This is a genomic window from Herbaspirillum hiltneri N3, from assembly GCF_001267925.1.
In the GTDB taxonomy this organism is placed as follows: Bacteria; Pseudomonadota; Gammaproteobacteria; order Burkholderiales; family Burkholderiaceae_D; genus Herbaspirillum; species Herbaspirillum hiltneri.
The window spans coordinates 2808793-2834955 of record NZ_CP011409.1 but is presented as its reverse complement, the minus strand read 5'-3'; the positions used below and the strand labels follow the sequence as shown (position 1 = coordinate 2834955).

Sequence of the window (26163 nt, the reverse complement as noted above, 5' to 3'; positions counted from 1 at the left end):
TGGATTCTCCCAATAGTGGGAAAAGTATCGCGCAAACCGGCTGCCGTTTCAGTCAGCAATCGGCTCAATGCCTTGTCAGACGGCCGCCGACGCGAACTTCAAATTGCACGCCTCCTGCTATTCCGGCGTCCCGATCAGCGCCAGCAACTGGTCGATCGGGGCCGGCTTGACCAGGTGATGGTCGAATCCGGCCTGCGCCGACCGCTCGCGATCGCCGGCCGAACCGTAACCGGTCAAGGCGATCAGCGTAGCGCCGTGAAAGCGTGGGTCGCGCCGCAGGATGCGCGCGATCGTATAGCCGTCCGTGCCGGGCAAACCGATGTCGAGCAGGATCGCATCCGGCACGAATTCGTTGGCGATGCGCAGCGCCGACTCGGCATCGACGGCCGTCTGCACCTTGTGGCCGTAGGATGACAGCAGCATGGCCATCATCTCGGCCGCATCCGGATTGTCGTCGACGATCAATACCTTGCGCACCGAAGCACCTGCTCCGTCGCCGGCGCCGGCAGCTTCGTCCTCCGGAACACGGTCCTGCCGCCCCGGCTTTTCTTGTTGCGGAAACGATGCTGCGCTATCGATTTGTATCCCCTTCCCCTTGATGGATCGCCCGTATTCTGGTGCCGCAGCACTATTTTTCGACGTAGTCCAGTTGGCGCCGCTGATTGCAAACGCAAGCAGCGAGTATCCTCATCGCCCACTTGTTTGAGGAGGTGCGCCAACACCCATTCTCTTGTAGGACAAACGGAAGTTCTCCTATGGCGCGGCCCTCGCCACTGCCGACAGGGTATCGCCGAAACCGCCGCGTGCGTGGCTGCTGATACGGCTGCTCGTCGTCACGCGGGGCGCGGCGCTCCAGGATATCCGCGCGCCGCAGGCAAGCAGCGCCTGCACCAGCGCCACGTCCTCGCCGCACGTCAGCGCCGCAAAGCCGCCCGCCAGCCGGTATGCCGTCGCTGACACGCCCAGGTTGGCGCCGTGGATATGGCGATGCTGGTCCTGATCGAAATAGGTCGCCTGGAAGTGCCGCAGCAGAAACGGGGCGCGCTCGCCATGCACCGACCAGTCGTCCACCGCGATGGTGCCGCATACTGCATCGGCCGCGTCCTGTGCAGCAAGGGCAAGCTGGGTCGCCAGCCAGGCCGGCGCCACCACGCTGTCGGCGTCGGTAAACGCCAGCCAGCGCGCCCCCGCCTGCAGCAAAGCGGCTGCTCCTGCTGCCCGCGCCAGGCCGACATTGCGCGCGTCGATACTGATGGATTCGACGTCCAGTCCCCGCGCGATGTCGCCCGAGCCGTCGCTGCAGGCGTCCAGCACCGCCAGCACGCGCACCTCCTCGGCCGGCAGGCCCGGATGCGCAACCGCCAGCTGTATCGAGGCCAGGCAGGCGCGCAGATAGTCTTCTTCGTTATGCACGGGGATCACGACGCCGATCATGCCCGCTCCTCCAACTGTGCCACCGAGCGCGACTCCCGGCTCCAGACATCGAGCAGGAAATCGGCGTCTTCGTAGTGCGCACAGCGATGCAATCCCTTCAGCTTGTCAAAGCCGGCATGTACCTGCGCGGTGTCATGCAGGCGCTCCGCAAAGTCGTGCTTCCAGTGACAGGCCAGCAGCACGCCGTCCGCCGCCAGCGAAGCATCGGCCAGCGCAGGCAAGACGTCCAATACGCCCTGGTCGAGGTAGTAGCCGAATTCGCTCAACACGATCAGATCGAAGGCCGGGCCCAGTTGTTCCGGCCACTCGTCCGGCAACGCCATGCAGACGAAGCGCGCATCGCAAGTCGTTCCGTGCGCATCCGCGTCCGCGTACCTCCAGCGTTTTTGCGCGATCTCGACTGCCGTCGCGGAAAAGTCGCTGCACAGGAGCCGATCGCAGCGCCGACCCAGTTCCAGCGTCAGTTCACCGCTGCCGCAGGCCGGCTCGAACGCATGGCGAAAGCGCGGGCGCGGCAGCACGGCCGTGACCAATCCGCGCTTGCGCTGCTCGTACCAGTTGCCGGCGATGCGCCAGGGATCATCGCTCCGGTGATAGAGCGCGTCGAAATAATCTTGTGAAGTGGCGCGCATGGCGTGGTATCCGTTCAGACAAAGTAAATCTCGAAATCCCGATGGAAGTGTGCGAGCACTTCGGGCGGCAGGATGGCGGGATTGCCGGTCGAGTGATCCGGTTCCAGCTGGCTGCGGTAACACTCCAGCGCGGCTTTCTTGCGCGCCTGCATGTCGTCGTCCAGCGTCAGCTTACGTGCCCGCTGCCAAGGGATATCGGGATGGTCGGGAGTGCGCCAGTGCCACATCCAGATCGGGATTTCGATCAGGCGGCATCCGGTGGCGCGCGCCGCATCGCGGCTCGCCATCCCGACCGCTTCATGGTCGGGATGGCCGTCGCGATGCCAACTGGCGAAGACGGTGTCGCCGCGCTGCAGATAAGCGCCGAGCAAGTCCTGCAACTTGCGCTGATGCTCGCCGACGCGACTGTCCGGAAGTTCGGCGCGCATGATCGAGATATCGGCAATCCCGAGCGCATGCAACGCCGCGCTGGTTTCGGCCGGACGCAGCTGCGACAGCAAGCCGCTGCTGAACGACGACTCGCTGCCATGGCTGCGCTCGCCGTCGGACACCGCAATCAGCAATATCCGGTGGCCGCTGCGCGCCAGATGCATCAGCAAGCCGGCGCAGCCGAGTACTTCGTCGTCGGGATGCGGGGCGACAATGACCGCCCGGGAATCGGGCGAGACCAGCGTTTCAGGATGGACTTGCGGCACCTTGGCCAGGTGCGGGTCGTCGCGCCAGCGCGCTTCGTCGGTGGCCGGATTGTCAACCGCGCCATGATTTTCTTCCGTCACAGTCGCCATTCCTCTTCTCCCGCATCGTCGTCTTCACCGTGCCGCAGCGTCGATTGCGCGAGCGCAGCCAGGTCGCGTTCGGCGTGACTCTGGCGCAGGAACACCGGCAAGTCCGCCATCATGCGCGCAACCCACGGATCGCGGCAGATCGGCGCGGCGCCGAGCGCGCGGCCCAACGCCTGCATGACCTCGACGGCAGCCTGCTCGGTCGCCAGCCGCACACGCATGGCCAGCCGATAACTATCCGCCGTCGGCGCCGCGTCGACGGCTTGTGCGGCAGCGCGCAATCCCGCCGCCGAGGCGCTCAGGGCCACATCGGCTCGCCCCAGGTGAGCCAATGCATGCGGGTCATCGCGCCCTGCCAGCTTGCCGCGCAAGTAACTTGCCAGCTGCGCAGCAGCGCCATGCCAGCATGCCGCGATTCCGGCGCCGCCCTGCCAGAAACCGGGCCGGTCGGTATAGAAATCGGGGCCGCCGACGGCGATGCCGCGTGCATTGTCAAAATGGACGTCGACGCTCATGGTCTCGGCCATGCCGACTGCGTGCCAGCCTTCGTCGGTGACCGTTACGCCGGCCTGATCGAGATCGACTGCCGCGAGGCAAGGATGACCGTCGGGATTCCAGCCGCTGACGATGGCGTGGCTCAGCGCGTTGGCGCCGGAGCACCAGGCCTTGACGCCGTCGACGACGACGCGGCCCGGTTCTTCGGCGGAAACGGCGTGGATGTCGAGTCGCGCCTTGGGCGGTTCGGCGCACCACACGCCCCAGACGCTGAGCGGCGGCGCGATGTCGGCGCCGGCTTCGGCGAGGATGGCAAGCGCGTCGGTGTGGGCTTCATACAGTTTCGCCAGGTTGAGGTCATAGGCGGCCACGGCCGCCAGCGCGCGCCAGCGTTGCAGCGTTTGTCCCGACCCAGGCGTGCTGAGCCGGTCCAGCCCGGCATCGACCATCTCGCACAGCAGCCGGCCGGCGTCGGGACGCTCCGGCAATTCCGCTAGAAAACTGCGAATCGCCTCGACGTTGTCTTTGACGAATGTGTTCATCAAACCACCGGCGGATCGGTTTCGCGATCCAGTTCGCGCGGGCCGCCGACGGCCTGGATAAATTGCGCCAGCCCCTCGTCGAGTTGATCGGCCGACACGTTGATCAGCGAGAAGTCCGCGTCTCCGGTCGGCAGCACCGCCGGCAATCCCGCGCGGTCCAGCAAATCGGCGCCGGTGTCGATGACCAGAATCGGCTTGCAATGGCGATATTGGTCTTTGACGAACTCGACCGCCAGACCGTTTTCGCACAGGCTGGTGGTCGATGCTTCTCCCGGCGCAATGATCAGGGCGTCGTACAGCGCCGACGGCGCCGCTTCGATCGTGATGTCGGCCTGCCAGCCGCCGGCGGGCTTACCCCCTGCGCCCTTGACGGCGCCAAGCGTAGGCGCCAGTACCCGCGGGACGGCGCCTTGCTGCAGCAAGACATCGCAGATCCTGGACAGCGCGGCGACATCAACGCCGTCCGTCGTCAAAATGGCGATGCGGCGGGTGCGAATGCTGCCGTCGCCCGGATACGCAGTCAGCGACAGCGCCGGCGACGGCGCATACACCGGCCGCACCACCGGGCCGATCTCCGGCGCCGGATCCGGCACCGCGAAACCGAGACCTTCGGCCACGCTCCCGGCCAGAAATTCGTCGACATTGGCCAGCAGCGACACCACGCGCTCGCGGATTGCCGGCGTCTGCACGCGCGTCAGTTCGAACCGGAACGCCTTGATGATGTGGCGCTGCTCAGCGGTGGACTGGCTGTTCCAGAACATCCTGGCCTGGGCGTAGTGTTCGGCGAATTTCTCCGGCTTGGCGCGTACCTTGTCGCCTTCCACCGGCTGAGGAAAACTGGTGAAGCCGGCGGAACCGGCCTGGAACGGACAGCCGCCGCCCAGTGAATTGGGCTCATAGGACACGCGGCCGCGATGCACGGCCTGGCGATGCATGCCGTCGCGCTGATTATTGTGCACCGGCGCCAGCGGCGCATTGATCGGCAGCTCGTGGAAGTTGACTCCGCCGAGCCGGCTGATCTGGGTGTCGAGATAGGAATGGATGCGCCCTTGCAGCAACGGATCGTTGCTGAAGTCGATGCCCGGCACGATATGCGCGGTGCAGAAAGCGATCTGTTCGGTCTCGGCGAAGAAATTGTCGGGGTTGCGGTTGAGCACCATCTTGCCGACCGGCGTGAGCGGCACCAGCTCTTCCGGCACCAGCTTGGTCGGGTCGAGCACGTCGAAGTCGAAACCCTCGGCCTGTTCTTCCGAGAATACCTGCAGGCTCAACTCCCATTCGGGCGCATGGCCGGACTCGATCGCCTCCCACAGATCGCGGCGATGAAAATCGGGGTCGGCGCCGCCGATCTTGACCGCCTCATCCCACGCCAGCGCATGCGTTCCGGCGAGCGGCGTCCAGTGGAATTTGCAAAACGCCGACTCGCCGGCGGCGTTGACCAGGCGGAAGGTATGCACGCCGAAGCCCTGCATCATGCGATAGCTGCGCGGAATGGCGCGGTCCGACATCTGCCAGAGCAGCATGTGCGTCGACTCCGGCATCAGCGAGACGAAATCCCAGAAAGTGTCATGCGCACTGGACGCTTGCGGCATGCCGAAATGCGGCTCCGGCTTGAGCGCGTGCACCAGGTCGGGAAACTTCATCGCATCCTGGATGAAGAACACCGGGATGTTGTTGCCGACCAGATCCCAGTTACCTTCATCGGTGTAGAACTTGACGGCGAAGCCGCGTACGTCCCGTACGGTATCGGCCGAACCGGCGCCGCCGGCCACCGTCGAGAAACGCGCGAACACCGGCGTGCGTTTGCCGTCGCCGGCGAACGGCGCGGCGCGGGTCAGCGCGCTGAGGTCCTTGTAGCATTCGAAATAACCATGCGCGCCGGAACCGCGTGCATGCACCACCCGCTCGGGAATGCGCTCGTGGTCGAAGTGGGTGATCTTTTCGCGCAGGATGAAATCTTCCAGCGCGGTCGGTCCGCGCACGCCGGCTTTCAGCGAATTCTGGTTGTCGGCAACGGCGACGCCCTGGTTGGTGGTCAGGGCCTGCCTGCCGGAGTCGACGCGGACGCGGTCGAGATTGCCGCCCACGGCGTTGTAGCCGGGCGTGGCGGCGCCGCCGGTCTTGTCCGAAACGATGGCTTCGCTGACGGTGCCTGCGGTGGCCTGGGGTGAAGCGGGCGCGGCGATCGTGCCGGCATCGGGGATATGCGGCGTGTCGTCGCCGGGACGAAGGAATTCGTCCGGCTTGGAAGCGTTATGCGTGACGGCGGCAGCCAGCTCGGCGCCTCCGACGATTTTTTTCAACAAGTCCGCCGGCAACACTTTCTTGCCGCTGTCGGGACCGACGACGGCTGCGCCCGACATGGTGCCGAGCACCGATCCTGCCGCTTCATTGCCGCTGTTGCTTGCGTTGCCTGATTTCTTTCCTGCCATGATGAAAACCTCTTTCTCTGTTTACGTATGCAGCCGAACCACAGCGCATGCACACCATAAAGACGCGCCACTACGCCAACCAAGGACGAGCCTAGCGAGAAAGCAATGCGGGCGACATAAGCGGACGTCTTGTTCGGGCGTCAGATTTGTTGAAGGCGGCGGAGGGAAATGGAGAAATGGAGAAATAGGGAAACGGTACGGCAGGCAGAAACTCCGGACAAACTCAGAACAGCACGCCCTGGCGCTCATCTGCATGGGCGCTGCGGGGAGATTTCTTTCCGGCCGGCTTGCGCGGAGGACGCGGCGTTTCGAGTGGGGCTTTCTGGTCTTGCAGCCAGCGCGCCAACATATCGATGACGTGTTGCGTCTGCAGCGTCGTGAGGGCTGCACCCATGCCGATGCCGTGCCATTTCTCCAGACAGGAGCGGCAACAGGTCGCGGTTGCATGCTGCGCCACGAACACCGGATGGCCGCGAAACGGCGTCTGCTTGCCATCCTTGTCGGGATGCGCCGGCGCCAGGCGCGTGGCGATGAAGCTCTCGGCATGCTGCAATACTTCTTCCAGCCCATGTTCCTGCAGGTAGCGGTACTCGGGCGGCTTCAGCGTGAAGCGCCTGCGGAAGGCGGAGTGCTGCAGGCGGTCGACAATCAGGTCTGGTGGAAACATGGCGTCGGGATGGAGTGGGCGACACTTGATCGTAACGCACTGGCTTGCTGCAATACAGCAGCGGAATGCCGATTGCGTTGTGGGACGATGCCTACCTGCCCTGCTTGCCGGGCTGCATGCACGGCTTCCTACGCAACAACAAGCCGCACGCCGACATTCTCCCGGCAGCCGGATTGTTACGCTGTCGTCGGCATCATTCCCGTCTCGACATCATGACATCACGACATCCGGCCGGCACGATACGACAATGACAATGACAAAATCCAAATCCACCCCCACCACCTGGCTCAAGCGGCTCGGTCCCGGCCTCATTACCGGCGCGGCGGACGACGATCCCAGCGGCATCGCAACCTATTCGCAGGCCGGTGCGCAATTCGGTTTCAATACCCTGTGGACGGTGCTGCTGACTTATCCGCTGATGGTCGGCATCCAGATCGTCAGCGCCCGCATCGGCGCTTTCAGCGGCCATGGACTGGCGACCAACATCGGCCGCCACTTCCCGCGCTGGATGCTGCACGGCATCGTGATCTTGCTGCTGCTGGCCAACGTCATCAACATCGCCGCCGACCTGGTGGCCATGGGCGACGCCGTTACCTTGGTGATCGGCGGGCCGCATCATCTCTATGCGCTGGCATTGGGGATGACGTCCCTGGTGCTGCAGGTGTGGATCCCCTATCAGCGCTACGTCAACGTGCTGAAGTGGCTCACGCTGACACTGTTCGCGTATGTCGGCACGGTATTTGCGCTGCATATCGACTGGAGCGAAGTCTGGAGCCGTACGTTTTTCCCGCACATCACCCTGAGTCGCGACTACGTGACGATGATCGTCGCCATCTTCGGCACCACCATCAGTCCTTATCTGTTCTTCTGGCAAGCCTCGCAGGAAGTCGAGGAACAGCGCCGCGCTCCCGCAGGGGAAGCGCTCAAGCGCCGTCCCGAAGACGCCGCGGCGGGCCTGGCGCGCATGAAGTTCGACACCTGCGTGGGCATGGGCGTATCGAATGCGGTGGCTTTCTTCATCATGCTGACCACCGCCATCACGCTGCACCAGCACGGCGTGCATGATATCGAAAGCAGCACCCGCGCAGCGTCGGCGTTGAAACCGGTGGCCGGCGAACTGGCGTTCATCCTGTTCAGCCTCGGCATCATCGGCAGCGGCATGCTGGCCATCCCGGTGCTGGCGGGATCCGCAGCCTACGCCATGGCCGGCACGTTCAGGTGGAGCAACAGCCTGGAAGACAAGCCGGGGATGGCCAAGCGCTTCTACGGCGTGATTGCGCTGGCGACCATCATCGGCGCGGCGTTGGCCTTCGCTTCGGTCAACACCATCCAGGCGCTGTTCTGGAGCGCCGTCATCAACGGCGTCATTGCGGTGCCGGTGATGGTCATCATGATGCTGCTGGCGGTCAACGCCAAGGTCATGGGGCGCTTCATCCTCGGGCTGAAGATGCGCATCCTCGGCTGGTGCGCCACCTTCGCCATGGCTGCCGCAGTAGTCGCCATGCTGGCGGCGATGATCTGATTGCCCCAGCTGCTTCGGAGTCTCTCGGGTGCGGCGTCTTTTGAGAGTTTTCCTATGGTTGCCGGCCACCCCGCCGCCTACACTGCCTGCACTCCAGGCTTTCTTTCGCTTCGTCTTTTTGTTTCATCGTCTCTGATGCGTGAGCGCCTTCTTCTTTTTACCGTTGATCAGGCCGCTCATGTCCGTTTTTTCACGTCTGTTGTTGCTGTTGCCCTTGCTGTATCTGGGCGCCTCCCATGCCCGCGCCGGTGAAATGCCGCCCTCCTCCGCGCGCTTCGCAGCCAGCGCCGTCAACAGCCTCGCCAGCGGCATCCGCTATAAGTTCGGCGGCACCGATCCCGACAGTGGCCTCGACTGCAGCGCCTTCATTGCGCTGCTGTACAAGGATGCCGGCGGCGGCGATCTGCCGCGCACGGCGCGCGAAATCAGCGAGGTAGGCGCCCGCATCGACGTCGGCGCGCTGCGGCCGGGCGATCTGGTGTTCTTCCGCAATGCGCAGAGGGGCATTGCGCATGTGGGAATCTATGTTGGCGATGAGAACTTCGTGCACGCCTCGCGCAAGCATGGCGTGATTTACCAGTCGCGTCTCAGCGAGCCGTACTGGAAGAGCCGTTTCGAGGGCGCCCGCCGGTTGCCGCAATCCTGATCGCTCATCCCTGAATGAAACAAAGCCGCTCCGAGGAGCGGCTTTCAGTTCGTCCCCGCCGATGCGGGAACGACAAGGTACAGCTGTTTTTATCGTTTATTCCGTGATTACTGCTTGGCGACGGCTGCCGGCAGATGACGGCCGTGGAATTTCACATAGATCGCATCCAGCTTGCCGTTGCGGTGATTGGTCAGGACCCAGTTGTTGATCCATTCCTTCAGGCGCGGCTGGTTCTGGTTGAAAGCGATGCCCAGGTCGAAGTCCTTTTGCGCGAATTTCAGCTCCAGGTTCTTGCCCGGCGCGCGCTTGATCATTTCGCCCAGGTTGGACGGCGTGCTGGAGAAGATTTCGACCTGGCCGGTCACCATCGAGGTGATCAGCGTGGCGTCATCTTCATAGCGCACGATTTCGGCGCCCTTGGCTTGCGCCGTGGTCAGCGTGTCGTTGACGGTGGCGCGGGTCAGGCCGATGCGCTTGCCGGCGAGGTCGTTGTAGTCCTTGATCTGGATGTTCTTCGGACCGCCGACGATGATGGTGATGACGGCGTAAGGCACGGAGAAGTCCACCACCTTGGCGCGCTCGGGCGTGATCGACAGGTCGGCGATGACGACGTCGGCGCGGTTGGCTTGCAATGTCGGGATGCGTGCGGCGTTGGTGACCGGCACGATTTCCAGCTTGACGCCCAGGTCCTTGGCGAACTGCTCGGCGGTTTCGACATCGGAACCGGCCGGCTGCAGGTTGGCGTCGGCGAAGCTGAACAGCGGCGTGCCCATGGCGATCGCCACGCGGACCTTGCCGGCCTTCTTGATGTCGTCGAGCTGGTCGGCCATGGCCGCGTGAGCCAGGCCGGCGGTCAGCAAGGCTGCGACGCTGGTGCGGGCGATGGTACGGACTAAGCGGTGATTCAGTTTCATGCAGGTCTCCTTGGTTTGATTGTGATGCAATGAAAAACGCGAGAACTCATTTCGTGCCGGTCCTGGCATGAAACGAGTTCAGTGAACTACAGGCCGTTGTTCAGGAAGGCATGCAATTCCGGTGTCTTGGGGTTGTCCAGCATCTCGCCCGGGCCGACTTCCCATACGGTGCCCTGGTGCATGTAGATGATGCGGTCGGCCACGCGCTTGGCGAAGGCCATTTCGTGGGTCACCAGCAGCATGGTCATGCCGCCGGCGGCGAGGTCTTCCATCACGCGCAGCACTTCGCCGGTCAGTTGCGGATCGAGCGCCGAGGTGACTTCGTCGAACAGCATGACCTTCGGCGCCATCGCCAGCGAACGGGCAATCGCCACGCGCTGTTGCTGGCCGCCCGACAGCTGCTCGGGATAGGCGTCGGCTTTGTTGCCCAGGCCGACTTGCTCCAGCGCGGCCAGCGACACGCTGAGGGCCTGCGCCTTGGGCTGCTGCTTGACGTGGCGCAGCGCCAGCATGATGTTTTCCTGCACGGTGAGGTGCGGAAACAGGTTGTAGCTCTGGAATACGATACCGACTTCCTGGCGCAGCTTGTGCAGGTCGACGGCCGGGTCGTCGACCCGCATGCCGCAGACTTCGATGGTGCCGGAATCGATTTTCTCGAGACGGTCGATACAGCGCAATGCAGTGCTCTTGCCGGAACCGCTGGCGCCGATGATGGCGATCATCTCGCCCTTTTGCACTTCAAAGGAAACGCCCTTCAGTACTTGGTTGGAGCCGAAGCTCTTGTAAATCTGATCTAGTTTAACGATTGCTGACATTGAGCTTGTTCTCCATCGATTCACTCCAGCGCGAGAGCGGGTAGCACAGTACAAAATAGAACGCCCCTACCAGACTGAAAATCAGGAAAGGCTGAAAAATTGAGTTGTTGATGATCTGACCGGCGCGGGTCAGTTCGATAAAGCCGATCACGGACGCCAGCGAGGTCATCTTGATGACCTGCACCAGGAAGCCTACGGTAGGCGGCAGCGACAGGCGGAAGGCTTGCGGAATGATCACCAGGCGCAGCGTCTGCCAGCGCGTCAGCGACAGGCATTCCGCCGCTTCCCATTGCGGACGCGGCATCGCTTCGACGCAACCGCGCCAGATGTCGCCCAGGTAGGCGCTGGTGTAGACCATCATCGCCAGACCGGCGGCCACCAGCGCCGGCAAGGCGAAGCCGTATACCGACAGGCCGAAATAGACGATGAACAGCAGGATCAGCAACGGGATGCCCTGGATGCACTCGATGTACACCAGCGTCGGCATCCACAGCCAGCGGCGCGGCGAAATGCGCGCCAGCATCACGCCGAAACCGCCGATGCTGCCGAGAATGAACGCCAGGCCGGACAACACCAGAGTCCACCAGATCGACTGCACCAGATACAGGAAATGTCCCCAGGAGAAACTGCCGATCATGATGCGCTCCCGGTGGTGGTGGTGGTGTTGGCAGCTGTGGCTGCAGTAGCGGCGACAGGCTTGAACGGCGGAATCGCGGGCGGACGGCGGCGGGCGGCTTCCAGCGCGGCGCGGCGGATGATGCGGCGGCGCTTGAACAGGTATTCGCCGAAGCCCCAGGCCAGCAGCTTGACCAGGATCGACAGCGCCAGATACATGAAGGCGACGACTATATAGGTTTCCAGCGAGCGGAAAGTGTCGGATTGCACGGTGTTGGCGATCGCGGTCAATTCTTCGGCCGAGATCTGCGAGGCCATGGCCGAGGCTTGCATCATCAGCAGGAACTGGCTGGTCAGCGCCGGATAGACGCGCTCGATCGACGGTTGCAGCATGACATGCCATGCAATGCGCCAGCGCGACAGGCCGAGGCATTCCGCCGCTTCGATCTGACCCTTGGGTACGGATTCCAGGCCGGCGCGGATGATTTCGGCGGCGTAGGCGGCGATGTTGATGATCATCGCGAGCACGGCCGCGGCAAACGTCGGCATGTGGATGCCGAGACTGGCCAGACCGAAGTACAGCAAGAAGATCTGCACCAGGAAAGGCGTATTGCGCACCGCCTCGATGTAGGCGGAACAGGCTTTGGAAACGGCGCGATTGCTGCCGCGCTTGAGGAACGCGATCAGCGTACCGATCGAAACGCCGACCACAATGGCCACCGTCGTCATCTTCAGCGTCAGCCAGGCGCCGGTCAGGAAGACCGGCCAGTATGGCGCGAGAGGAGCGAAATTAAGTGAAAAACCCATGCCGATAATGCCCTTTATACGTGGCGTTCTACGTTGTTCGGCATGTAATGACAGTGGAGGACACGAGGAGCCGGCCGACAACCGGGCGATCCACCGTGGAACGAAACTAATCGATTTTCCCTGAGCTTGCGGCGTCATCAGCGAGGTCCGTGCTCGACCTCCGCGATAGCGCCGCTTCCTGCGGTGTGTGCGTTATTGTTCTTGCTTACTGTCGCTCACCGTCACTACTACCGTCTCCCTTCACCTTGTCCGATGCCGGCGCGTTGCGCTGTCTCCGCCGGGTTGCCGGACAAGGCGGCTGTAGCGTTACCAGCCTTTACTACTGCTATTGCTTGTTGCCTGTTATTACCGTGCTGACTGATATCGTTATCTGGTATTGCCGTTATCCGATGGTGCGGCCTGTATTCGCCAGCCGGTTTTAAAGCCGGCTTCTTGAAGAAGCCGGCAGCGCTGCGAGTTCAGGCGGCAGCAAAGATAACATGGATGTACGATAACATACAATCAAGAATGTGAAACCGGGCGTGATAACTTTTTTTGCCTTTTTGGATTAGCTTGCCGTAATCCGGATATCTGTCACACCGGATCGAACGGACCGGTCGCCGTGAAGATCCCGCCCTGATAGACCCGTACCGGGTCATCGGCCGGCGGCAGCGGCTGCGCCTCGATCCTGGTGCGGAAGATCTCGGACGTATCGCGCGCCTTGAAACCGAGGTGGGCGGCATAGCGGTTGTCCCACCAGGTCGACGGATTATCAGACATCCCATATACGACGGTGTGGCCGACGTCCGGCGTAAAGAGACAGCAGCGCATCAGCTCAGTCAGGTCGTCGTAGCTCAGCCAGCTTGCCAGCGAACGGCGGTCCCTGGGTTCCGGGAACGACCAGCCGATGCGGATGCTGACGGTTTCGATGCCATACCGGTCATAGTTGAATTGCGCCATGTCTTCGCCGTAGGACTTCGACAGGCCGTAATAGCCATCCGGGCGGCGCAAGTCGCGCACGTCGATGCGCTCGTCCTGGCGATAAAAGCCGGTGACATGGTTCGAACTGGCGAACACCACCCGCTTCACGCCGTGGCGGCGCGCCGCCTCATAGACGTGGAACACGCCCTTGATATTGGCTTCCAGGATTTCTTCAAACGGACGCTCGACCGACACGCCGCCCAGATGGACGATGGCGTCGCAGCCTGCGATCAGCTTGTCCATGGCGTCGCGGTCGGCCAGGTTGCAGGCCACCACTTCTTCGTGCGACGCGGCCTCGTTGCCCAGTGCGGCGCCCAGATCGGAGACGCGCAGCACGTCGGCAAATGCCGCCAGGCGCGGACGCAATACCTTGCCAAGGCCGCCGGCGGCGCCGGTCAGCAACAGGCGGCCGAATCTGGGTTGGTTCTTGTCTTGAGCAGCTGCTGCCCCTGTTACCTCTGTTGCTTGGTCGGCCATGTCCACATTTCCAATCAATAAGTCTCCGGCAGCGTCTTGCATCGGAGGATGCGATGCTGCGCTGCGTGATACGTTGTCTTATAACGCGAGCAAGGATTATCGGCTTCGCCTCGTTTCCTTGTCAAACGAAGTCGACAGGAGCGCTCAATGTATTCAGTTTCGCAACGCAGCAATAAGACGCCCGACGACACCGTTTCAACGATGCCGGCATGAGAAATTACATTAACTCTTAAAAAATATAATTACCTTTTAAATACAATAAGTTAAAAATTATATTTAAAGCTTTGAATCATATTTCATTCTACCGCGTACGAAACATCTGTCGCGTCGCACAAGACCTCCCCTTCCCTCGTCCAGCCCGCTCCAGGCCGTCAAAAATAGTTGCAAGTAGTCATTGGCAAATGAAGAATCCACATTGTATGATGACTGATAACGAATTATATAAAAACAAACAATATCAAACGCCTTCCGAGACTTCTTCAGCCAACTTCACGCCATCATGACGCCACAAGAACTTAAAACCATCATGGGCTCCGGCCTGCTTTCGTTTCCCCTGACCGACTTCGACGCCAACGGCGACTTCAATGCGCGCGGCTATGCCGAACGCCTGGAATGGCTGGCTCCCTACGGCGCCAGCGCACTGTTCGCCGCCGGCGGCACCGGTGAGTTCTTCTCGCTGACCGGCCATGAATATCCGGCCATCATCAAGACCGCCGTGGATACCTGCCGCGGCAAGGTGCCGATCATCGCCGGCGCCGGCGGCCCGACCCGCTACGCCATCGAATGCGCCCAGGCCGCGGAAAAAGCCGGCGCCCACGGCGTCCTGCTGCTGCCCCACTACCTTACCGAAGCCGGCCAGGACGGCTTGGCCGCGCATGTCGAAGCAGTCTGCAAGAGCGTCAGGTTCGGCGTCATCGTCTACAACCGCGGCCAGTGCCGCCTGACGCCCGCCACGCTGGCGCGTCTGGCCGAGCGTTGCCCCAACCTGGTCGGTTTCAAGGATGGCATCGGCGACATCGAACTGATGTCCTCGATCTACATGAAGATGGGCGACCGCTTCGCCTACCTCGGCGGCCTGCCGACGGCCGAAGTCTACGCCGCAGCCTACAAGGCGCTGGGCACGCCGGTGTACTCGTCGGCGGTGTTCAACTTCATCCCGAAGACGGCAATGGAGTTCTACCATGCCGTCGCCAGGGACGACCTCGCCACCCAGCATCACCTGCTGCGCGAATTCTTCATGCCTTATCTGGAAATCCGCAACCGGATGCAGGGATACGCCGTCAGCATCGTCAAGGCCGGCGCCCGCCTGGTCGGTCATGATGCCGGTCCGGTGCGTGCGCCGCTGACCGACCTCAACGCCGCCGAATGCGACGCCCTCGGTGCGCTGATCGCCAAGCTCGGCCCGCAATGAACATCAAATGAACATTGGCATGACAACGAAAACAACAATGCAGCAACGCATGACCCGTTTCACCCAACCACAACTCAAGGAGACAAGATGTTCAGGAAATGGATGTATCTGGCCAGCGCCATGGTGTGCTCCATGGTGATCGCCCAGGGTGTCGCGGCGGCCCCTGGCGCCGACGAACAGGCAGTGGCGACCGCAGTCGAAAAACTGCGCGTGGCGATGACCTCGCAGATCGACCGCGGCGCACTGGATGCGCTGACCGACGACCAGTTGAGCTACGGCCACTCCAGTGGCGTGGTGCAGACCAAGGCTGAATTCATCGGCCAACTGGTCAGCGGCGAATCGACTTTCGTCAAGATCGACCTGACGGCGCAAACCGTCAACGTCCAGGAAAACGTCGCCGTGGTCCGCCATACGCTGACGGCAGTGACCAACGACTCCGGCAAGCCCGGCAACGTCGCGCTGAAGATCCTGATGGTCTGGAAAAAGACCGGCGGCCAATGGCGCCTGCTGGCTCGCCAGGCGGTGCGTTTCGCGGCGCCGGCCTGATTCCCGACTGCGATGGCAAAATGAAAAACCGAAGCTGCGGCTTCGGTTTTTTTATGGGCGAAGAGATTTTCCCCGCCAGCTTACCCGACCACGAACTGGTAATCGAACCAGAATTTTCCCGTTCGCATCGAGCTGCAAGACTTCGAACCCGGTGGCCAGCACCTCGCCGGTCTGCGGCCGGATCATTTCCCAATGAAACGTCACCACGTCGCGCAACCGCTGGGCGTCAGCTACGGCGCGGAAACGGAAGCCGTTGCCCAGCACATTCTTTTCATATGAGCCGGCCACACGCACGTAGAGCTGTTCATAGCCGCGCACTTCGCGTTCCCTGACGTAGTGCTCGCCGTTCTCCGTCCACAGGGCGCGGATCTCGGCTGCGCGTGCCGTGGCGTCGGGTTGATTCCACGCGGCCGTGTAACGGTCCGCCAGTGCTTGTGCCTGAAGCGTCATCTTGATGTCCTGAAATGAATGCCGACGAGACCGGAGAACTTCCGGCTCCTTGATCGATGCATCATCCTAAATGGCGGCAACAAGACGAGCCATGCCTGACAGGGTATATTTATTGTCCGTTCGTCCAAATCCCGCCGCCATGGATCCACTCGATGAAGTCTTCGCCGCCATGCGCGTCGAACAAGCCCTGCACGCCCGCCTCGAAGCGACCGCCCCGTGGGGTCTGCATACGCGGCGCATCGACGGCACTACCCGTTTCGGCCTGATGCTGCGCGGGCGCGCGTGGCTGAGCATGGGCGACGCAGCACTGGTGCAGCCTGTACGGCTGGAGCAAGGCGATTGCTTCTTCATCCCGCGCGGCGCGGCCTACACGCTGCAGGATGACATCGGCTCACCCACCATCAATTGCGTCGACGCCGTGCGCAATAGCGTGGACGGCGTGGTCGTGATCGGCGGCAAGGACGAAGGAGAACAGGCGACCGTGCTCAGCGGCTGGTTCCATGTCGATCCGCATGGCGCCGGAGCGCTGTCCGAACTGCCGCCGCTGCTGCACGTACGCATGGACGACGCGCGCACGCGCATGCTGCAGTCTTCGCTGCAGCTGCTGGCGCTGGAAACCACCCGGCCCGGTCTCGGTTCCGGACTGATCGTCAGCCGCCTAGCCGACATCCTGTTCGTGCAGGCAGTGCGCGCCCATGTGCAATCGCTGGCGGCGGATGGCGCCACAGGCTGGCTGGCCGCGCTGGCGGACCACAAGATCGGCGCCACGCTGCGGCTGATGCATCGCGAGCTCGCGGCAGGCTGGACGGTTGAATCGCTGGCCGTGGCCGCCGGAATGTCGCGCTCGGCTTTTGCCCAGCGCTTCCGCGATAAGGTCGGCCGGCCGCCGCTGGACTACCTGGCGCATTGGCGCATGTTCCGCGCGCAAGGCATGCTGCGCCACTCGGAACAGGCGCTGGCGGCGATCGCTGCCGTCGTCGGCTACGACTCCGAGGCGGCCTTCAACAAGGCATTCAAGCGCCGCACCGGCGTCAGTCCCGGACTGTATCGGCGCCAGGCGAAACAAACCGCCGCCGAAGCGTCTTGAAGCGAATGTCGCCAATTTCACGAATCGCATAGAATCCCAGCATGACCAGGGCGAGCCGGACTATAAAAAAGCCGCCGCACTTTCACCGATCGGAGACCCATGAAAAAACTCATCAACGACGTTTCGCAAGTAGTGCCCGACATGCTCAACGGCCTGGTCGCACTCAATCCCCATCTGGCGCTGTTGCAAGGCAAGACCATCGTCGTGCGCGCCGATGCGGCGCAGGCGGCGGCGCGCGGTGAAGTTGCATTGATCTCGGGCGGCGGCGCCGGCCATGAACCGGCGCACGGCGGCTATGTCGGCGCCGGCATGCTCAGCGCCGCCGTCGCCGGCGAAGTCTTCACCTCGCCCTCGACCGACGCCGTGCTTGACGCCATCCGCGCGGTGGCCGGTCCTGCGGGCGTGCTGCTGATCGTCAAGAACTACACCGGCGACCGCCTCAACTTCGGCCTCGCCGCCGAAATCGCGCGCGCCGAAGGCATCCCGATCGAGATGGTCGTGGTCGCCGACGACGTCGCCCTGTCCGCCCACGGCGAGCATGCAGGACGACGCGGCCTGGCCGGCACGGTGCTGGTGCACAAGATCGCCGGCGCCGCCGCAGCGCAAGGCGCGCCGCTGGCTGAAGTGGCCCAGGTCGCGCGCGATGCCATCGCCGCGCTCGCGACCATGGGGGTGGCGCTGACGCCATGTACCGTACCTGCAGCAGGCAAGCCCGGCTTCTCGCTGGCCGACAACGAAATCGAATGGGGATTGGGCATCCACGGCGAAGCCGGCATCGAACGCGGCGCACTCGTGCCGGTCGACGCCATCGCGGCGCGCCTGCTGAAACAGATCGCCGACGACCTCAAACTCCGGCGCGGCGACCGTGTTGCGCTGCTGGTCAACAACCTCGGCGGCACCCCCGCCAGTGAACTCGACATCGTCACCGACGCCGCCTTGCGCGATCTTCATGCGCGCGGTGTCGAAGTCGAACGCGCCTGGGCCGGCACCTTCCTGAGCGCGCTCGACATGGCCGGCATATCGCTGACCGTCTTGCGCGTGGATGACCGCCGTCTCGGCCTGCTCGACGCGCCCGCACGCACCAGCGCCTGGCCGGCGCTGGGCGGACATCTGGCAAGAACGCCGGTCAAAACGGCTCCGGTGGCGCCACCCGCGCATGCAAAACGCAGCGACCGCATGGCCGCTGATGCCCGCCTGCGCCGCGTGATCGAGGCCGTCTGCATCTGCCTGACCGGCGCCGAAGCCGTGTTGACCGACATGGACCAGCGCGTCGGCGACGGCGACCTGGGCATCAGCATGGCGCGCGCGGCGCAAGGCATCCGCGACGAAATCGACGAATGGCCGGCGGAAACCGACCCGGCCGCGGTGCTGCGCGCCATGTCCGCAACCATCCGCCGGGTGGTCGGCGGCACCTCGGGTCCGCTCTACGCCATCCTGCTGATGCGCGCCGCTGCGACCCTCGATGCTGCAAAAGAAAACGGCGTACGCGCCTGGAGCGCCGCCTTCAGCGCGGCGGTGGAAGGCGTTTCGGAACTCGGCGGTGCACGTCCGGGCGACCGTACCATGATCGACGCACTGCACCCTGCGGCACAGGCGCTGCAGGCCGCGCTCGATGGCGGAAAGAATCAGGAAGCAGCGCTCGCCGCCGCCGTGGAAGCGGCCGTCCAGGGCGCGGCGCAAACCGCATCGATGAAACCCAGGCGCGGCCGCTCCAGCTATCTCGGCGACCGTGCGCTCGGCTTCGCCGATCCGGGCGCCCATGCCGTGGCCTTGTGGCTGGCGGCGGTGCGCGACGCGCTGGCGACTCCCCGCTGACCTACATTGATTCGCCCATGCAGAAAAAGACCTATCGCACGACCACTTACTGGCAGCAGTACCAACGCTTCTTTCCGCCGCACGCCCGCGTCGACGCCGTCAACGCGCCCGATGAAGAATGGCTGCACTGGCGCGGGGCCGACGTCCACCTGGATCGCTATCGCTGCGACGACGCCTCGCTGACCGTGATCCTGGCGCACGGCGGCGGCGGCTACGGTCGCCTGTTCGCGCCGCTGGCCCTGCTGCTACACCAGGCAGGCCATGAAGTGATTGCCCCCGACCTGCCCGGCTACGGACTCAGCGCGGCGCCGGCCGACCTGATCCGCTACGACGCCTGGGTCGATCTGCTGGCCGACATCGCCGCCGCCGAACGGCAACGCAACGGCCGCCGCATCGTGTTGTTCGGCGGCAGCCTGGGCGGCTATCTGGCATATTTGTGCGCGGCCAAGATGCCGCGCGGCGCGATTGCCGGCGTGATCGCCACCACGCTGGCCGACCCGCGTCTGGCGCTGACAAAAAAACAGTTCGCGCGCAATGCGCTGGTCGAATACGGATTGATGCCGCTGATGCCCGTGTTCGCCGCATTGGCGGGACGGCTCAGGTTGCCGGTCAAGTGGTTCACCAAGATGCACGCCATGTCCAATGACCGGACCCTGGCGGCGCTGGTGACGGCCGACCCTTGCGGCGGTGGTGCGCGCGTCCCGGTGGGATTCATGGCGTCGATTTTTACCGTACGGCCGGATGTCGAGCCGGAACACTTCGATGCATGCCCCCTGTTGCTGGCGCATCCTGCCGCCGATCAATGGACTGCCGTCGCTTCCAGCCGGCCATTCTTCGATCGCATCAAAGGCCGCAAGGAACTGGTCCTGCTCGACCGGTGCGGCCACTTCCCCATCGAACAGCCCGGCATCGCACAGCTGGAACAAGCCGCCGTCGCCTTCCTGCAAGGTATCGCCGCCGATGCGGACTAGCGCACGTTGCGCAGCGCCAGCGGATCAGGTTGCAGGTAGACCAGGTTATTGATGGTCGCCAGCGCCTGATTCAGCCTGGAGATATCGGCGGCGCCGGTGGCGCCCTCTTTCTTTTGCAGCGGCTTGAGCAGGTCGAGGAAGTCGCGCGACAGTGTGGCGTTCTGCGGCGTGGTCTGATCGCTGACCAGCTCTCCCATCATGTACTTCTGCACGCGCGTCGACTGGCTGGCCGATTGCTCCAGCGTGGCCCTGACCAGCACGCCCTTGTCGTAGGCGATCGAGGCCTTGCTGCTGGCGTCGTCCTTGATCTGGTGATACGTGTAGTTCTGCGAATTCTTGTCGGTGGTCAGCCTCAGAGGCAGGTCCGCCTGCAGCGACTCGTGGTAACTCGCGCTCAGATGCGATTCCTGCTGTTGCGTGATGGCGCGGTTGAGCTGGCCATTGCCGCTGACGTTGCTGCTCTGCGAAGTCTGGTACGAGAAGGTGTCGTGTTCGCTCTGGCGCGCCGGATTGGGCGACGTCACTTCCTGCGTCATCGAGGCGCTGAAATCCGCCAGTCCGGTCGTCATGCTCTGGTCGGTCTTGTTGAGCCAGATCGCCGCCGGCGACTGCTCGCGCGCCTGTTGCGCGGCGTTGGTGACGTTGCTGTTCATTTCCTTGAAGGCATCCTTGAACATCGCCACCAGCGAAGCGTCGCCGTGACCGCGGCTCTGGGCGTCGTCGAACTGCTTCAGATAGCGCTTGATGGCCTCCGCCTGCTGCTTGGCGGTGCCGACGATGGCCAGGTTGCCGAGATCGACGCTGACCTTGAGCGTACCTGCAGGCCCGGCGGCACTCACGCTGCGCTGCTTGCTGTCGGCATGGAAGTCGATGGTTTGCGCCTGGCCGCCGACCTGGACGCTCGCGTGCAGGTCCACCGACGCCAACAGGCTGGTATCGAACTGCGTCAGTCCATCCAGCTTCAGGCCGGGCGGATTGGCGGAAATGCCGTCGATGGCGCTCTGGAATCCGTCCGACAGTTTTTGCAGCGCGCCGCGTTCGGCATCGCTGAGCTTGCCCTTGCTGACCTGCAGCTGCACCGACAGGCCGTCTTCCTGATTGGCCAGCGTCAGGTCGACCTGCGCACCGGAAGCCGTCACGATGGTCAGCGAAATCTTGTTGTCGGTCTGGGCGCCGGTCTGCGCCCGCAAGGTCGTCTCCAGCGCTGAGCCCTTCGGCGTGCCGGCCGGAAGCGCCACCACCGATTGCGAAAAATTGCCGCTGTCGCTGTCGAAGCGATTCAACAGCGCCGCGCCGAGTCCCTTGAAACGCGCGCCGAGCGACGAGGCGGAAAAATTCCCCGCCATCATGGTGCTGACGGCGTCGTTGGATTTTGCCTGCCACGAAACGATCTTGTCCGATGCGGGCGCCGCACCGGATATCGAATACAGCTGCGCGCTTGCCGCGGCGTTGCTGCCGCCCAGCGTGACGGAGGTATACGATTGTGCGGGAGTCTTGTTCGGCGCAGCGCTCGAAGCCGAGGCGGTCCGTGCCGTCGTGGCGGACGCCGGTTGCACCGGCGACGAGGTGCTCACTGCGGATAGGCTTGTCATGGCAATAAAAGAATAAGTACCTGCAAAGCAGTAAATGGACATCCGGATCAGGACATCCGCTAGCTGCTTTACGGTTGATGCTGCAGGAACTTTATGCCGGCAATTTCAGATGGCGCCCTGATTGACGCGCCTGCTCAGCATCTCGGCGCTCTCCCTCCGCTCGCTGTAACGATTTGCGAGCGTTGGCGAGACGTCGCGTGTCAGCAAAGTAAATTTCATCAATTCTTCCATCACATCGACCACGCGATCGTAGTACGCGGAAGGATGCATGCGGCCGGCCTCGTCGAATTGCTCAAATGCCTTGGCGACCGATGATTGATTCGGGATGGTCAGCATGCGCATCCAGCGTCCCAGGATGCGCATCTGGTTGACGGCATTGAACGACTGCGAGCCGCCGGATACTTCCATCACCGCCAGCGTCTTTCCCTGCGTCGGCCGGATGGCGCCTGACGATAGTGGGATCCAGTCGATCTGCGCTTTCATGATGCCGGTCATGGCGCCGTGCCGCTCCGGCGAACACCACACCATGCCTTCGGACCATTGCGCCAGTTCGCGCAATTCCTGCACCTTGGGATGCGTGTCCGGCGCGCCGTCCGGCAGCGGTAAGCCATGCGGATCGAAAATCCTCGTTTCGCCGCCCATGGCCTGCAACAGCCGCGCCGCTTCCATCGTCAGCAAGCGGCTGTAGGAACGCTCGCGCAGCGAGCCGTACAGCAGCAGAAACCGGGGTGCATGGGTGGCGCGGCCGACTGCGGCGAAGTCGCTCGCCTGCGGCGCATGGAACAGCTCGCCGTCAATGTTCGGCAAATCAGGAAGTTGCGGCACGGCGTCCCTCCGCATCGATGACGACTTCGCCATCCTCCTTGGTGAACGGACCTTGCTGCGGATTGGGGAGGATATCCAGCACCAGCTCCGAAGGACGGCACAGGCGCACGCCTTTTGGCGTGACCACGAAGGGACGGTTGATCAGCACCGGATGTGCGAGCATCGCATCGAACAGCAAGTCGTCGCTCAGTTGCGGATTGTCGAGGCCGAGTTCGGCGTACGGTGTGCCTTTCTGGCGGATTGCTTCACGCACCGCAAGGCCGGCGCTGCCGATCAGGCCGATCAGCGTGTCGCGCGTGGGCGGATGTTGCAGGTACTCGATGATCTCGGGCTCCTCCCCTGAATTGCGTATCAGGGCCAGCGTATTGCGCGAGGTGCCGCAGGCGGGGTTGTGATAAATCCGGATGGTCATGATGGCTCCTTGAATCGATGATGTTCAGTGCAATGAGGTCAAATAAAAATCAGCGGTCGGCCGCTTCAACACTGGTGCTGGTGCTAGCGCTGGTGCCGGCACCGGCCTCATACCAGCCCCGCGTCCGGTTGACGGCGCCGACCACCAGCAGCATCAGCGGCACTTCGATCAGCACGCCGACGACGGTCGCCAGCGCCGCGCCCGACTCAAAGCCGAACAGGCTGACGGCGGTGGCGACGGCCAGTTCGAAGAAGTTGGAAGCGCCGATCAGCGCCGAAGGACACGCCACTGCATGCTTTTCGCCAACCGCACGGTTGAGCCAATACGCGAGAAAGGAATTGAACAGGACCTGGATCAGGATGGGCACCGCCAGCAAGGCGATCACCAGCGGCTGCTTCATCACGGCGTCGCCCTGGAAAGCGAACAGCAACACTAGCATCGCCAGCAATGCCGCCATCGACCACGGCTGCCTGCGCGCGATCACCCTGTCGAACCGCGCTTGCGTTTGTCCTTGTCCTTGCCCTCGTCCTTGCTGGCCATGCAGCAGCCACCGGCGCCAGACTTGCGCGATGACGACGGGCACGACGATGTAGAGACCGACCGAAGTCAGCAGCGTCGCCCACGGCACGGCAATACTGGAGACGCCCAGCAGCAGGCCGACCAGCGGTGCGAAGGCGAACACCATGATCAGGTCGTTCATCGCCACCTGCGACAAGGTGAAGTATGGATCGCCGCCGGTCAGGCGGCTCCAGACAAACACCATCGCCGTACACGGCGCCGCCGCCAGCAACACCAGCCCGGCGATGTAGGAGTCCAGCTGCGCGGCAGGGAGATACGGCGCGAACCAGTGCCGGATGAACAGCCATCCGAGCAAGGCCATCGAGAACGGCTTGACGGCCCAGTTGACGAACAGCGTCACGGCAATGCCGCGGCCGTGTCCGGCGATCTGGCGCCAGGCGCTGAAGTCGACCTTGAGCAGCATCGGGATGATCATCACCCAGATCAGGGCGCCGACCGGCAAGTTCACGCGGGCCACTTCCATGCCGCCGATGATCCTGAAGATCGACGGAAACGCCTGCCCCAGCAGGACGCCGAGGACGATGCACAGCGCCACCCAGATTGTCAGATAGCGCTCGAACAGATTCAGCGGGGCGACGATAGTCTTCTCGGAGACGGCGAGTTCAGGTTGGATGTTCATGGCATGCCCGCGCTTATTTCTCGTCCACGCCGGGACAGCACTCCTGCACCGGCGAACACACGTTGCCGCCGCAGCAGTTCTCGGTGAGGAAGCCGAGCAGGCCGTTCATCCTGTCGAAATTCGCCGAATAGATGACGAAGCGCCCTTCGCTGCGCGCCGTGACCAGGCCGGCGTGCGACAGCTCTTTCATGTGGAAGGACAAGGCCGACGGCGCCACTTCCAGTTGTTCGGCAATCTTGCTGGCGGCAAGGCCTCCCGGGCCGACCTGCACCAACAGGCGGAATGCCGCCAGACGCGATTCCTGGGCGAGCGCGGCAAGTGCGGTAATAGCGGTTTTGTTGTCCATGACGGCTCCAGTGAATCCGATTAATCCAATAATTCAATTATTATTGAAATATAGAATTGATGCAAGCGCCAGAATTATCCTGCTCACGTACACCTATCGATCCCCCCGATTAACGACAACTCCCTTGATCCAGATCAAGGAGTCTCCAGAAACCCCGCCGTACGCTGTCTTCCGGCCGTCGCCCTGCGCTATATTGAGTAAAACAACGACCAGGCGTCCACACGTCCACTGCCATGAGCGAGCTTCTCCAGATCCAGCGGCCCCTGCCGCCATCCCTCCACGCGATGAAAACCAGTTGCGTCAATTGCAGCATGCACCAGCTGTGCCTGCCGATGGGGCTGGATGACTCCGACATGAACCGGCTCGACCAGATCATCGGCCGCCGCCGCCGGGTGGCCCGCGGCGAGAGTCTGTATCGCATGGATGATCCGTTCAGGAACCTCTATGCCATCCGGCTCGGGCACTTCAAGACTTACCAGTTCAACGCCGGCGGCGAACAGCAGATCACCGGTTTCCAGATGGCCGGAGAATTGATGGGCATGGACGCCATCAGCACCGACAAGCATCATTGCGACGTTGCCGCGCTGGAAGACAGCGAAGTGTGCGAGATCCCGTTCCAGCGGCTGGAAGAGTTGTTCGGCATGATCCCGATGCTGCTGCGCCACTTCCACCGCATCATGAGCCAGGAAATCACGCGCGAGCAAAACGCCATGCTCCTGCTCGGCAACATGCGCGCGGAACAGCGCTTCGCCGCTTTCCTGATCAACCTGTCGTCGCGCTATGCGGCACGCGGCTACTCCTCGACCAGCTTCCAGTTGCGCATGTCGCGTGAAGACATCGGCAACTACCTCGGACTGACTATCGAAAGTATCAGCCGGTTGGTCTCCAAGTTCCGCAAGCTGGGCTGGCTCGGTGTCGACAAACGCGAGATCCAGCTGCTCGATCCGGTCCGGATCAAGGCGCTTGCCGCCGGGACCGAGACTTGTCCGATGGCCTGACAAGATATTCTCTCTGTCCGGGCAGGTTCAGTAGAAACGCCAACCCGCCCGACAGTGCACAGAACAGCCACAGGAAAAAGAATCCCACGGTGTACGCCGCCAGCCGGTCGCGCTGGCTGACGAGATTCAACAGCTCGTCCGGATCGAACCAGGCGAAGAAGCAACCCTCTGCCGCAATTGCCGCCAGGAACGAGGCCCACAGGATATTCGGCACGATGCGTTGCATGGCAATCTCCTCTTTGAATTCCACTTCTCAACTATCCGCCGGCTGATCCGCAATCAGGTCCAGCATGCGCTGCTGCGGCCAATGCCAGACGCCGGCCACGCGCCAGTCGCGCGCCTCGTTCTCCAGCAGCACCTGCCAGCGCGCCAGTTCCAGCATCGGCAGGCCGACGCTGAAATCGCCGTGGGCATCGGTTTCGAGCGGCAGGCGCAGGTCTTTTTCAGGCCGGGTCGGATGCGCCAGGTGCAGTTGCAGCTTGCCCTGCAGCGGGCCGGCGTGGGTCTGCACGTTGCCCAGCAGTTTTCCCGACGCGGCGTCATAGCCGAGATGCAGCGCCACGCCCAGTGAGGTCGCGGCGCGATCGCGCCGCAGGTCCTGGTTGATGGCGCGGCCTTCCTTGTAATAGTCGCCCACCACCATGGCGTCCTCGCGCGTCACCGCCAGCCAGATCGTGAACGAACCGGCCGCGATCACCAGCGCCGGACCGAGCATCAGCAGCCACGGCCAGCGATGGGTGTACCAGGGACGTAAGGTCGGAGTCGCTTGCAT

The 26163-nt window shown here is 63.2% G+C and carries 28 protein-coding genes; 8 read left to right on the top strand and 20 right to left on the bottom strand.

All coding sequences use genetic code 11. The annotated features are described in order from the left end of the window. Positions 1–117: 117 nt before the first annotated feature. The 7 genes from F506_RS12885 to F506_RS12855 all read right to left on the bottom strand — a co-directional run bounded on the left by F506_RS12885 (position 118) and on the right by F506_RS12855 (position 6984). Complete coding sequence (locus tag F506_RS12885; protein WP_053198019.1) at positions 118–477, bottom strand: response regulator; 360 nt, start codon at positions 475–477, stop codon at positions 118–120. A 276-nt stretch (positions 478–753) separates the two neighbouring features. Next, complete coding sequence (locus F506_RS12880) at positions 754–1434, bottom strand: glycosyltransferase (RefSeq protein ID WP_053198016.1); 681 nt, start codon at positions 1432–1434, stop codon at positions 754–756. Then, positions 1431–2066, bottom strand: coding sequence for an SAM-dependent methyltransferase (locus F506_RS12875; protein WP_053198013.1), 636 nt, complete (start codon positions 2064–2066; stop codon positions 1431–1433). Before F506_RS12875 ends, F506_RS12880 begins: the two co-directional genes overlap by 4 nt. 14 nt (positions 2067–2080) lie before the next feature. Further along, positions 2081–2851: a PIG-L deacetylase family protein gene (locus F506_RS12870; protein ID WP_083457835.1), complete on the bottom strand. Its 771-nt coding sequence runs from the start codon at positions 2849–2851 to the stop codon at positions 2081–2083. After that, positions 2839–3885 carry an acyl-CoA dehydrogenase family protein gene (locus F506_RS12865; protein ID WP_053198010.1) on the bottom strand — a complete coding sequence of 349 codons (1047 nt, stop codon included), beginning with the start codon at positions 3883–3885 and terminating at the stop codon, positions 2839–2841. The genes F506_RS12870 and F506_RS12865 overlap by 13 nt, the downstream gene beginning before the upstream one ends. After that, positions 3885–6317: a catalase gene (locus F506_RS12860; protein ID WP_053198009.1), complete on the bottom strand. Its 2433-nt coding sequence runs from the start codon at positions 6315–6317 to the stop codon at positions 3885–3887. Before F506_RS12860 ends, F506_RS12865 begins: the two co-directional genes overlap by 1 nt. Before the next feature lie 223 nt (positions 6318–6540). Further along, positions 6541–6984, bottom strand: a complete 444-nt coding sequence (locus F506_RS12855; RefSeq protein WP_053198008.1) for a DUF4186 domain-containing protein — start codon at positions 6982–6984, stop codon at positions 6541–6543. A gap of 253 nt (positions 6985–7237) precedes the next feature. Here F506_RS12855 and F506_RS12850 point away from each other — a divergent pair, with 253 nt between their 5' ends. Together F506_RS12850 and F506_RS12845 are read left to right on the top strand one after the other, a co-directional pair. Further along, positions 7238–8506: an NRAMP family divalent metal transporter gene (locus F506_RS12850; protein WP_144424051.1), complete on the top strand. Its 1269-nt coding sequence runs from the start codon at positions 7238–7240 to the stop codon at positions 8504–8506. A gap of 178 nt (positions 8507–8684) precedes the next feature. Next, complete coding sequence (locus F506_RS12845) at positions 8685–9152, top strand: C40 family peptidase (RefSeq protein WP_053198005.1); 468 nt, start codon at positions 8685–8687, stop codon at positions 9150–9152. Positions 9153–9259: 107 nt separating this feature from the next. Here F506_RS12845 and F506_RS12840 read toward each other — a convergent pair whose 3' ends face one another. The 5 genes from F506_RS12840 to F506_RS12820 form a co-directional block, all read right to left on the bottom strand. After that, on the bottom strand, positions 9260–10066 hold the full coding sequence (locus F506_RS12840) for a transporter substrate-binding domain-containing protein (RefSeq protein ID WP_053198003.1): 807 nt from the start codon (positions 10064–10066) through the stop codon (positions 9260–9262). 86 nt (positions 10067–10152) lie between these two features. Beyond that, positions 10153–10881 carry an amino acid ABC transporter ATP-binding protein gene (locus tag F506_RS12835; RefSeq protein ID WP_053198001.1) on the bottom strand — a complete coding sequence of 243 codons (729 nt, stop codon included), beginning with the start codon at positions 10879–10881 and terminating at the stop codon, positions 10153–10155. Next, positions 10865–11518, bottom strand: a complete 654-nt coding sequence (locus F506_RS12830; RefSeq protein WP_016832476.1) for an amino acid ABC transporter permease — start codon at positions 11516–11518, stop codon at positions 10865–10867. Before F506_RS12830 ends, F506_RS12835 begins: the two co-directional genes overlap by 17 nt. Beyond that, on the bottom strand, positions 11515–12303 hold the full coding sequence (locus F506_RS12825; protein WP_053197999.1) for an amino acid ABC transporter permease: 789 nt from the start codon (positions 12301–12303) through the stop codon (positions 11515–11517). Before F506_RS12825 ends, F506_RS12830 begins: the two co-directional genes overlap by 4 nt. 573 nt (positions 12304–12876) lie before the next feature. Then, complete coding sequence (locus F506_RS12820; RefSeq protein ID WP_053197997.1) at positions 12877–13740, bottom strand: NAD-dependent epimerase/dehydratase family protein; 864 nt, start codon at positions 13738–13740, stop codon at positions 12877–12879. Between the two features lie 499 nt (positions 13741–14239). On the opposite strand from F506_RS12820, the gene kdgD reads away from it, so the two are divergent. After that, positions 14240–15151 carry a 5-dehydro-4-deoxyglucarate dehydratase gene (gene kdgD / locus F506_RS12815; protein WP_053197996.1) on the top strand — a complete coding sequence of 304 codons (912 nt, stop codon included), beginning with the start codon at positions 14240–14242 and terminating at the stop codon, positions 15149–15151. Positions 15152–15238: 87 nt separating this feature from the next. After that, complete coding sequence (locus F506_RS12810; RefSeq protein WP_053197994.1) at positions 15239–15697, top strand: nuclear transport factor 2 family protein; 459 nt, start codon at positions 15239–15241, stop codon at positions 15695–15697. A 51-nt stretch (positions 15698–15748) separates the two neighbouring features. Here F506_RS12810 and F506_RS12805 read toward each other — a convergent pair whose 3' ends face one another. Next, positions 15749–16147, bottom strand: a complete 399-nt coding sequence (locus F506_RS12805) for a hypothetical protein (protein ID WP_053197992.1) — start codon at positions 16145–16147, stop codon at positions 15749–15751. Positions 16148–16286: 139 nt separating this feature from the next. Here F506_RS12805 and F506_RS12800 point away from each other — a divergent pair, with 139 nt between their 5' ends. The 3 genes from F506_RS12800 (at position 16287) to F506_RS12790 (ending at position 20020) form a co-directional block, all read left to right on the top strand. Next, positions 16287–17234: an AraC family transcriptional regulator gene (locus F506_RS12800; RefSeq protein WP_053197990.1), complete on the top strand. Its 948-nt coding sequence runs from the start codon at positions 16287–16289 to the stop codon at positions 17232–17234. 99 nt (positions 17235–17333) lie between these two features. Further along, entirely contained in the window at positions 17334–19049 is a 1716-nt protein-coding gene (gene dhaK / locus F506_RS12795) for a dihydroxyacetone kinase subunit DhaK (protein WP_053197988.1), read from the top strand. 17 nt (positions 19050–19066) lie between these two features. Beyond that, a complete protein-coding gene (locus F506_RS12790) occupies positions 19067–20020 on the top strand; it encodes an alpha/beta hydrolase (protein ID WP_053201556.1) in 954 nt (317 codons plus the stop codon). Here the strand turns inward: F506_RS12790 and F506_RS12785 are convergent. From F506_RS12785 to F506_RS12760, 5 genes are all read right to left on the bottom strand, one after another. Then, positions 20017–21612 carry a hypothetical protein gene (locus F506_RS12785; protein ID WP_235471144.1) on the bottom strand — a complete coding sequence of 532 codons (1596 nt, stop codon included), beginning with the start codon at positions 21610–21612 and terminating at the stop codon, positions 20017–20019. The genes F506_RS12790 and F506_RS12785 overlap by 4 nt on opposite strands. Before the next feature lie 105 nt (positions 21613–21717). After that, positions 21718–22452 carry an arsenical resistance protein ArsH gene (gene arsH / locus F506_RS12775; RefSeq protein WP_053197985.1) on the bottom strand — a complete coding sequence of 245 codons (735 nt, stop codon included), beginning with the start codon at positions 22450–22452 and terminating at the stop codon, positions 21718–21720. Continuing rightward, entirely contained in the window at positions 22421–22849 is a 429-nt protein-coding gene (gene arsC, locus F506_RS12770) for an arsenate reductase (glutaredoxin) (protein WP_053197983.1), read from the bottom strand. The genes arsH and arsC overlap by 32 nt, the downstream gene beginning before the upstream one ends. Positions 22850–22898: 49 nt before the next feature. Next, positions 22899–24047 (bottom strand): ACR3 family arsenite efflux transporter, encoded by a 1149-nt coding sequence (gene arsB / locus F506_RS12765; protein WP_053197982.1) that lies wholly within the window; start codon positions 24045–24047, stop codon positions 22899–22901. A gap of 13 nt (positions 24048–24060) precedes the next feature. Continuing rightward, positions 24061–24393, bottom strand: coding sequence for an ArsR/SmtB family transcription factor (locus F506_RS12760; protein WP_053197980.1), 333 nt, complete (start codon positions 24391–24393; stop codon positions 24061–24063). A gap of 233 nt (positions 24394–24626) precedes the next feature. Between F506_RS12760 and fnr the strand changes: the two genes are divergently transcribed. Then, positions 24627–25391, top strand: coding sequence for a fumarate/nitrate reduction transcriptional regulator Fnr (gene fnr / locus F506_RS12755; RefSeq protein ID WP_053197978.1), 765 nt, complete (start codon positions 24627–24629; stop codon positions 25389–25391). Here fnr and F506_RS12750 read toward each other — a convergent pair. After that, complete coding sequence (locus F506_RS12750) at positions 25348–25617, bottom strand: hypothetical protein (protein ID WP_083457832.1); 270 nt, start codon at positions 25615–25617, stop codon at positions 25348–25350. The genes fnr and F506_RS12750 overlap by 44 nt on opposite strands. Before the next feature lie 27 nt (positions 25618–25644). Beyond that, entirely contained in the window at positions 25645–26163 is a 519-nt protein-coding gene (locus F506_RS12745; protein WP_053201552.1) for a FixH family protein, read from the bottom strand.

Coding starts and splice junctions, on each gene's coding strand:
- F506_RS12810 (WP_053197994.1), top strand. CDS start 15,239: ATGTTCAGGAAATGGATGTATCTGGCCAGCGCCATGGTGTGCTCCATG.
- F506_RS12825 (WP_053197999.1), bottom strand. CDS start 12,303: ATGGGTTTTTCACTTAATTTCGCTCCTCTCGCGCCATACTGGCCGGTC.
- fnr (WP_053197978.1), top strand. CDS start 24,627: ATGAGCGAGCTTCTCCAGATCCAGCGGCCCCTGCCGCCATCCCTCCAC.
- F506_RS12760 (WP_053197980.1), bottom strand. CDS start 24,393: ATGGACAACAAAACCGCTATTACCGCACTTGCCGCGCTCGCCCAGGAA.
- F506_RS12790 (WP_053201556.1), top strand. CDS start 19,067: ATGCAGAAAAAGACCTATCGCACGACCACTTACTGGCAGCAGTACCAA.
- arsC (WP_053197983.1), bottom strand. CDS start 22,849: ATGACCATCCGGATTTATCACAACCCCGCCTGCGGCACCTCGCGCAAT.
- F506_RS12850 (WP_144424051.1), top strand. CDS start 7,238: ATGACAAAATCCAAATCCACCCCCACCACCTGGCTCAAGCGGCTCGGT.
- F506_RS12880 (WP_053198016.1), bottom strand. CDS start 1,434: ATGATCGGCGTCGTGATCCCCGTGCATAACGAAGAAGACTATCTGCGC.
- F506_RS12875 (WP_053198013.1), bottom strand. CDS start 2,066: ATGCGCGCCACTTCACAAGATTATTTCGACGCGCTCTATCACCGGAGC.
- F506_RS12860 (WP_053198009.1), bottom strand. CDS start 6,317: ATGGCAGGAAAGAAATCAGGCAACGCAAGCAACAGCGGCAATGAAGCG.
- F506_RS12835 (WP_053198001.1), bottom strand. CDS start 10,881: ATGTCAGCAATCGTTAAACTAGATCAGATTTACAAGAGCTTCGGCTCC.
- kdgD (WP_053197996.1), top strand. CDS start 14,240: ATGACGCCACAAGAACTTAAAACCATCATGGGCTCCGGCCTGCTTTCG.
- F506_RS12830 (WP_016832476.1), bottom strand. CDS start 11,518: ATGATCGGCAGTTTCTCCTGGGGACATTTCCTGTATCTGGTGCAGTCG.
- F506_RS12820 (WP_053197997.1), bottom strand. CDS start 13,740: ATGGCCGACCAAGCAACAGAGGTAACAGGGGCAGCAGCTGCTCAAGAC.
- F506_RS12840 (WP_053198003.1), bottom strand. CDS start 10,066: ATGAAACTGAATCACCGCTTAGTCCGTACCATCGCCCGCACCAGCGTC.
- F506_RS12800 (WP_053197990.1), top strand. CDS start 16,287: ATGGATCCACTCGATGAAGTCTTCGCCGCCATGCGCGTCGAACAAGCC.
- F506_RS12865 (WP_053198010.1), bottom strand. CDS start 3,885: ATGAACACATTCGTCAAAGACAACGTCGAGGCGATTCGCAGTTTTCTA.
- F506_RS12855 (WP_053198008.1), bottom strand. CDS start 6,984: ATGTTTCCACCAGACCTGATTGTCGACCGCCTGCAGCACTCCGCCTTC.
- F506_RS12785 (WP_235471144.1), bottom strand. CDS start 21,612: ATGACAAGCCTATCCGCAGTGAGCACCTCGTCGCCGGTGCAACCGGCG.
- F506_RS12750 (WP_083457832.1), bottom strand. CDS start 25,617: ATGCAACGCATCGTGCCGAATATCCTGTGGGCCTCGTTCCTGGCGGCA.
- arsH (WP_053197985.1), bottom strand. CDS start 22,452: ATGCGGAGGGACGCCGTGCCGCAACTTCCTGATTTGCCGAACATTGAC.
- F506_RS12845 (WP_053198005.1), top strand. CDS start 8,685: ATGTCCGTTTTTTCACGTCTGTTGTTGCTGTTGCCCTTGCTGTATCTG.
- F506_RS12805 (WP_053197992.1), bottom strand. CDS start 16,147: ATGACGCTTCAGGCACAAGCACTGGCGGACCGTTACACGGCCGCGTGG.
- dhaK (WP_053197988.1), top strand. CDS start 17,334: ATGAAAAAACTCATCAACGACGTTTCGCAAGTAGTGCCCGACATGCTC.
- arsB (WP_053197982.1), bottom strand. CDS start 24,047: ATGAACATCCAACCTGAACTCGCCGTCTCCGAGAAGACTATCGTCGCC.
- F506_RS12745 (WP_053201552.1), bottom strand. CDS start 26,163: ATGCAAGCGACTCCGACCTTACGTCCCTGGTACACCCATCGCTGGCCG.
- F506_RS12870 (WP_083457835.1), bottom strand. CDS start 2,851: ATGGCGACTGTGACGGAAGAAAATCATGGCGCGGTTGACAATCCGGCC.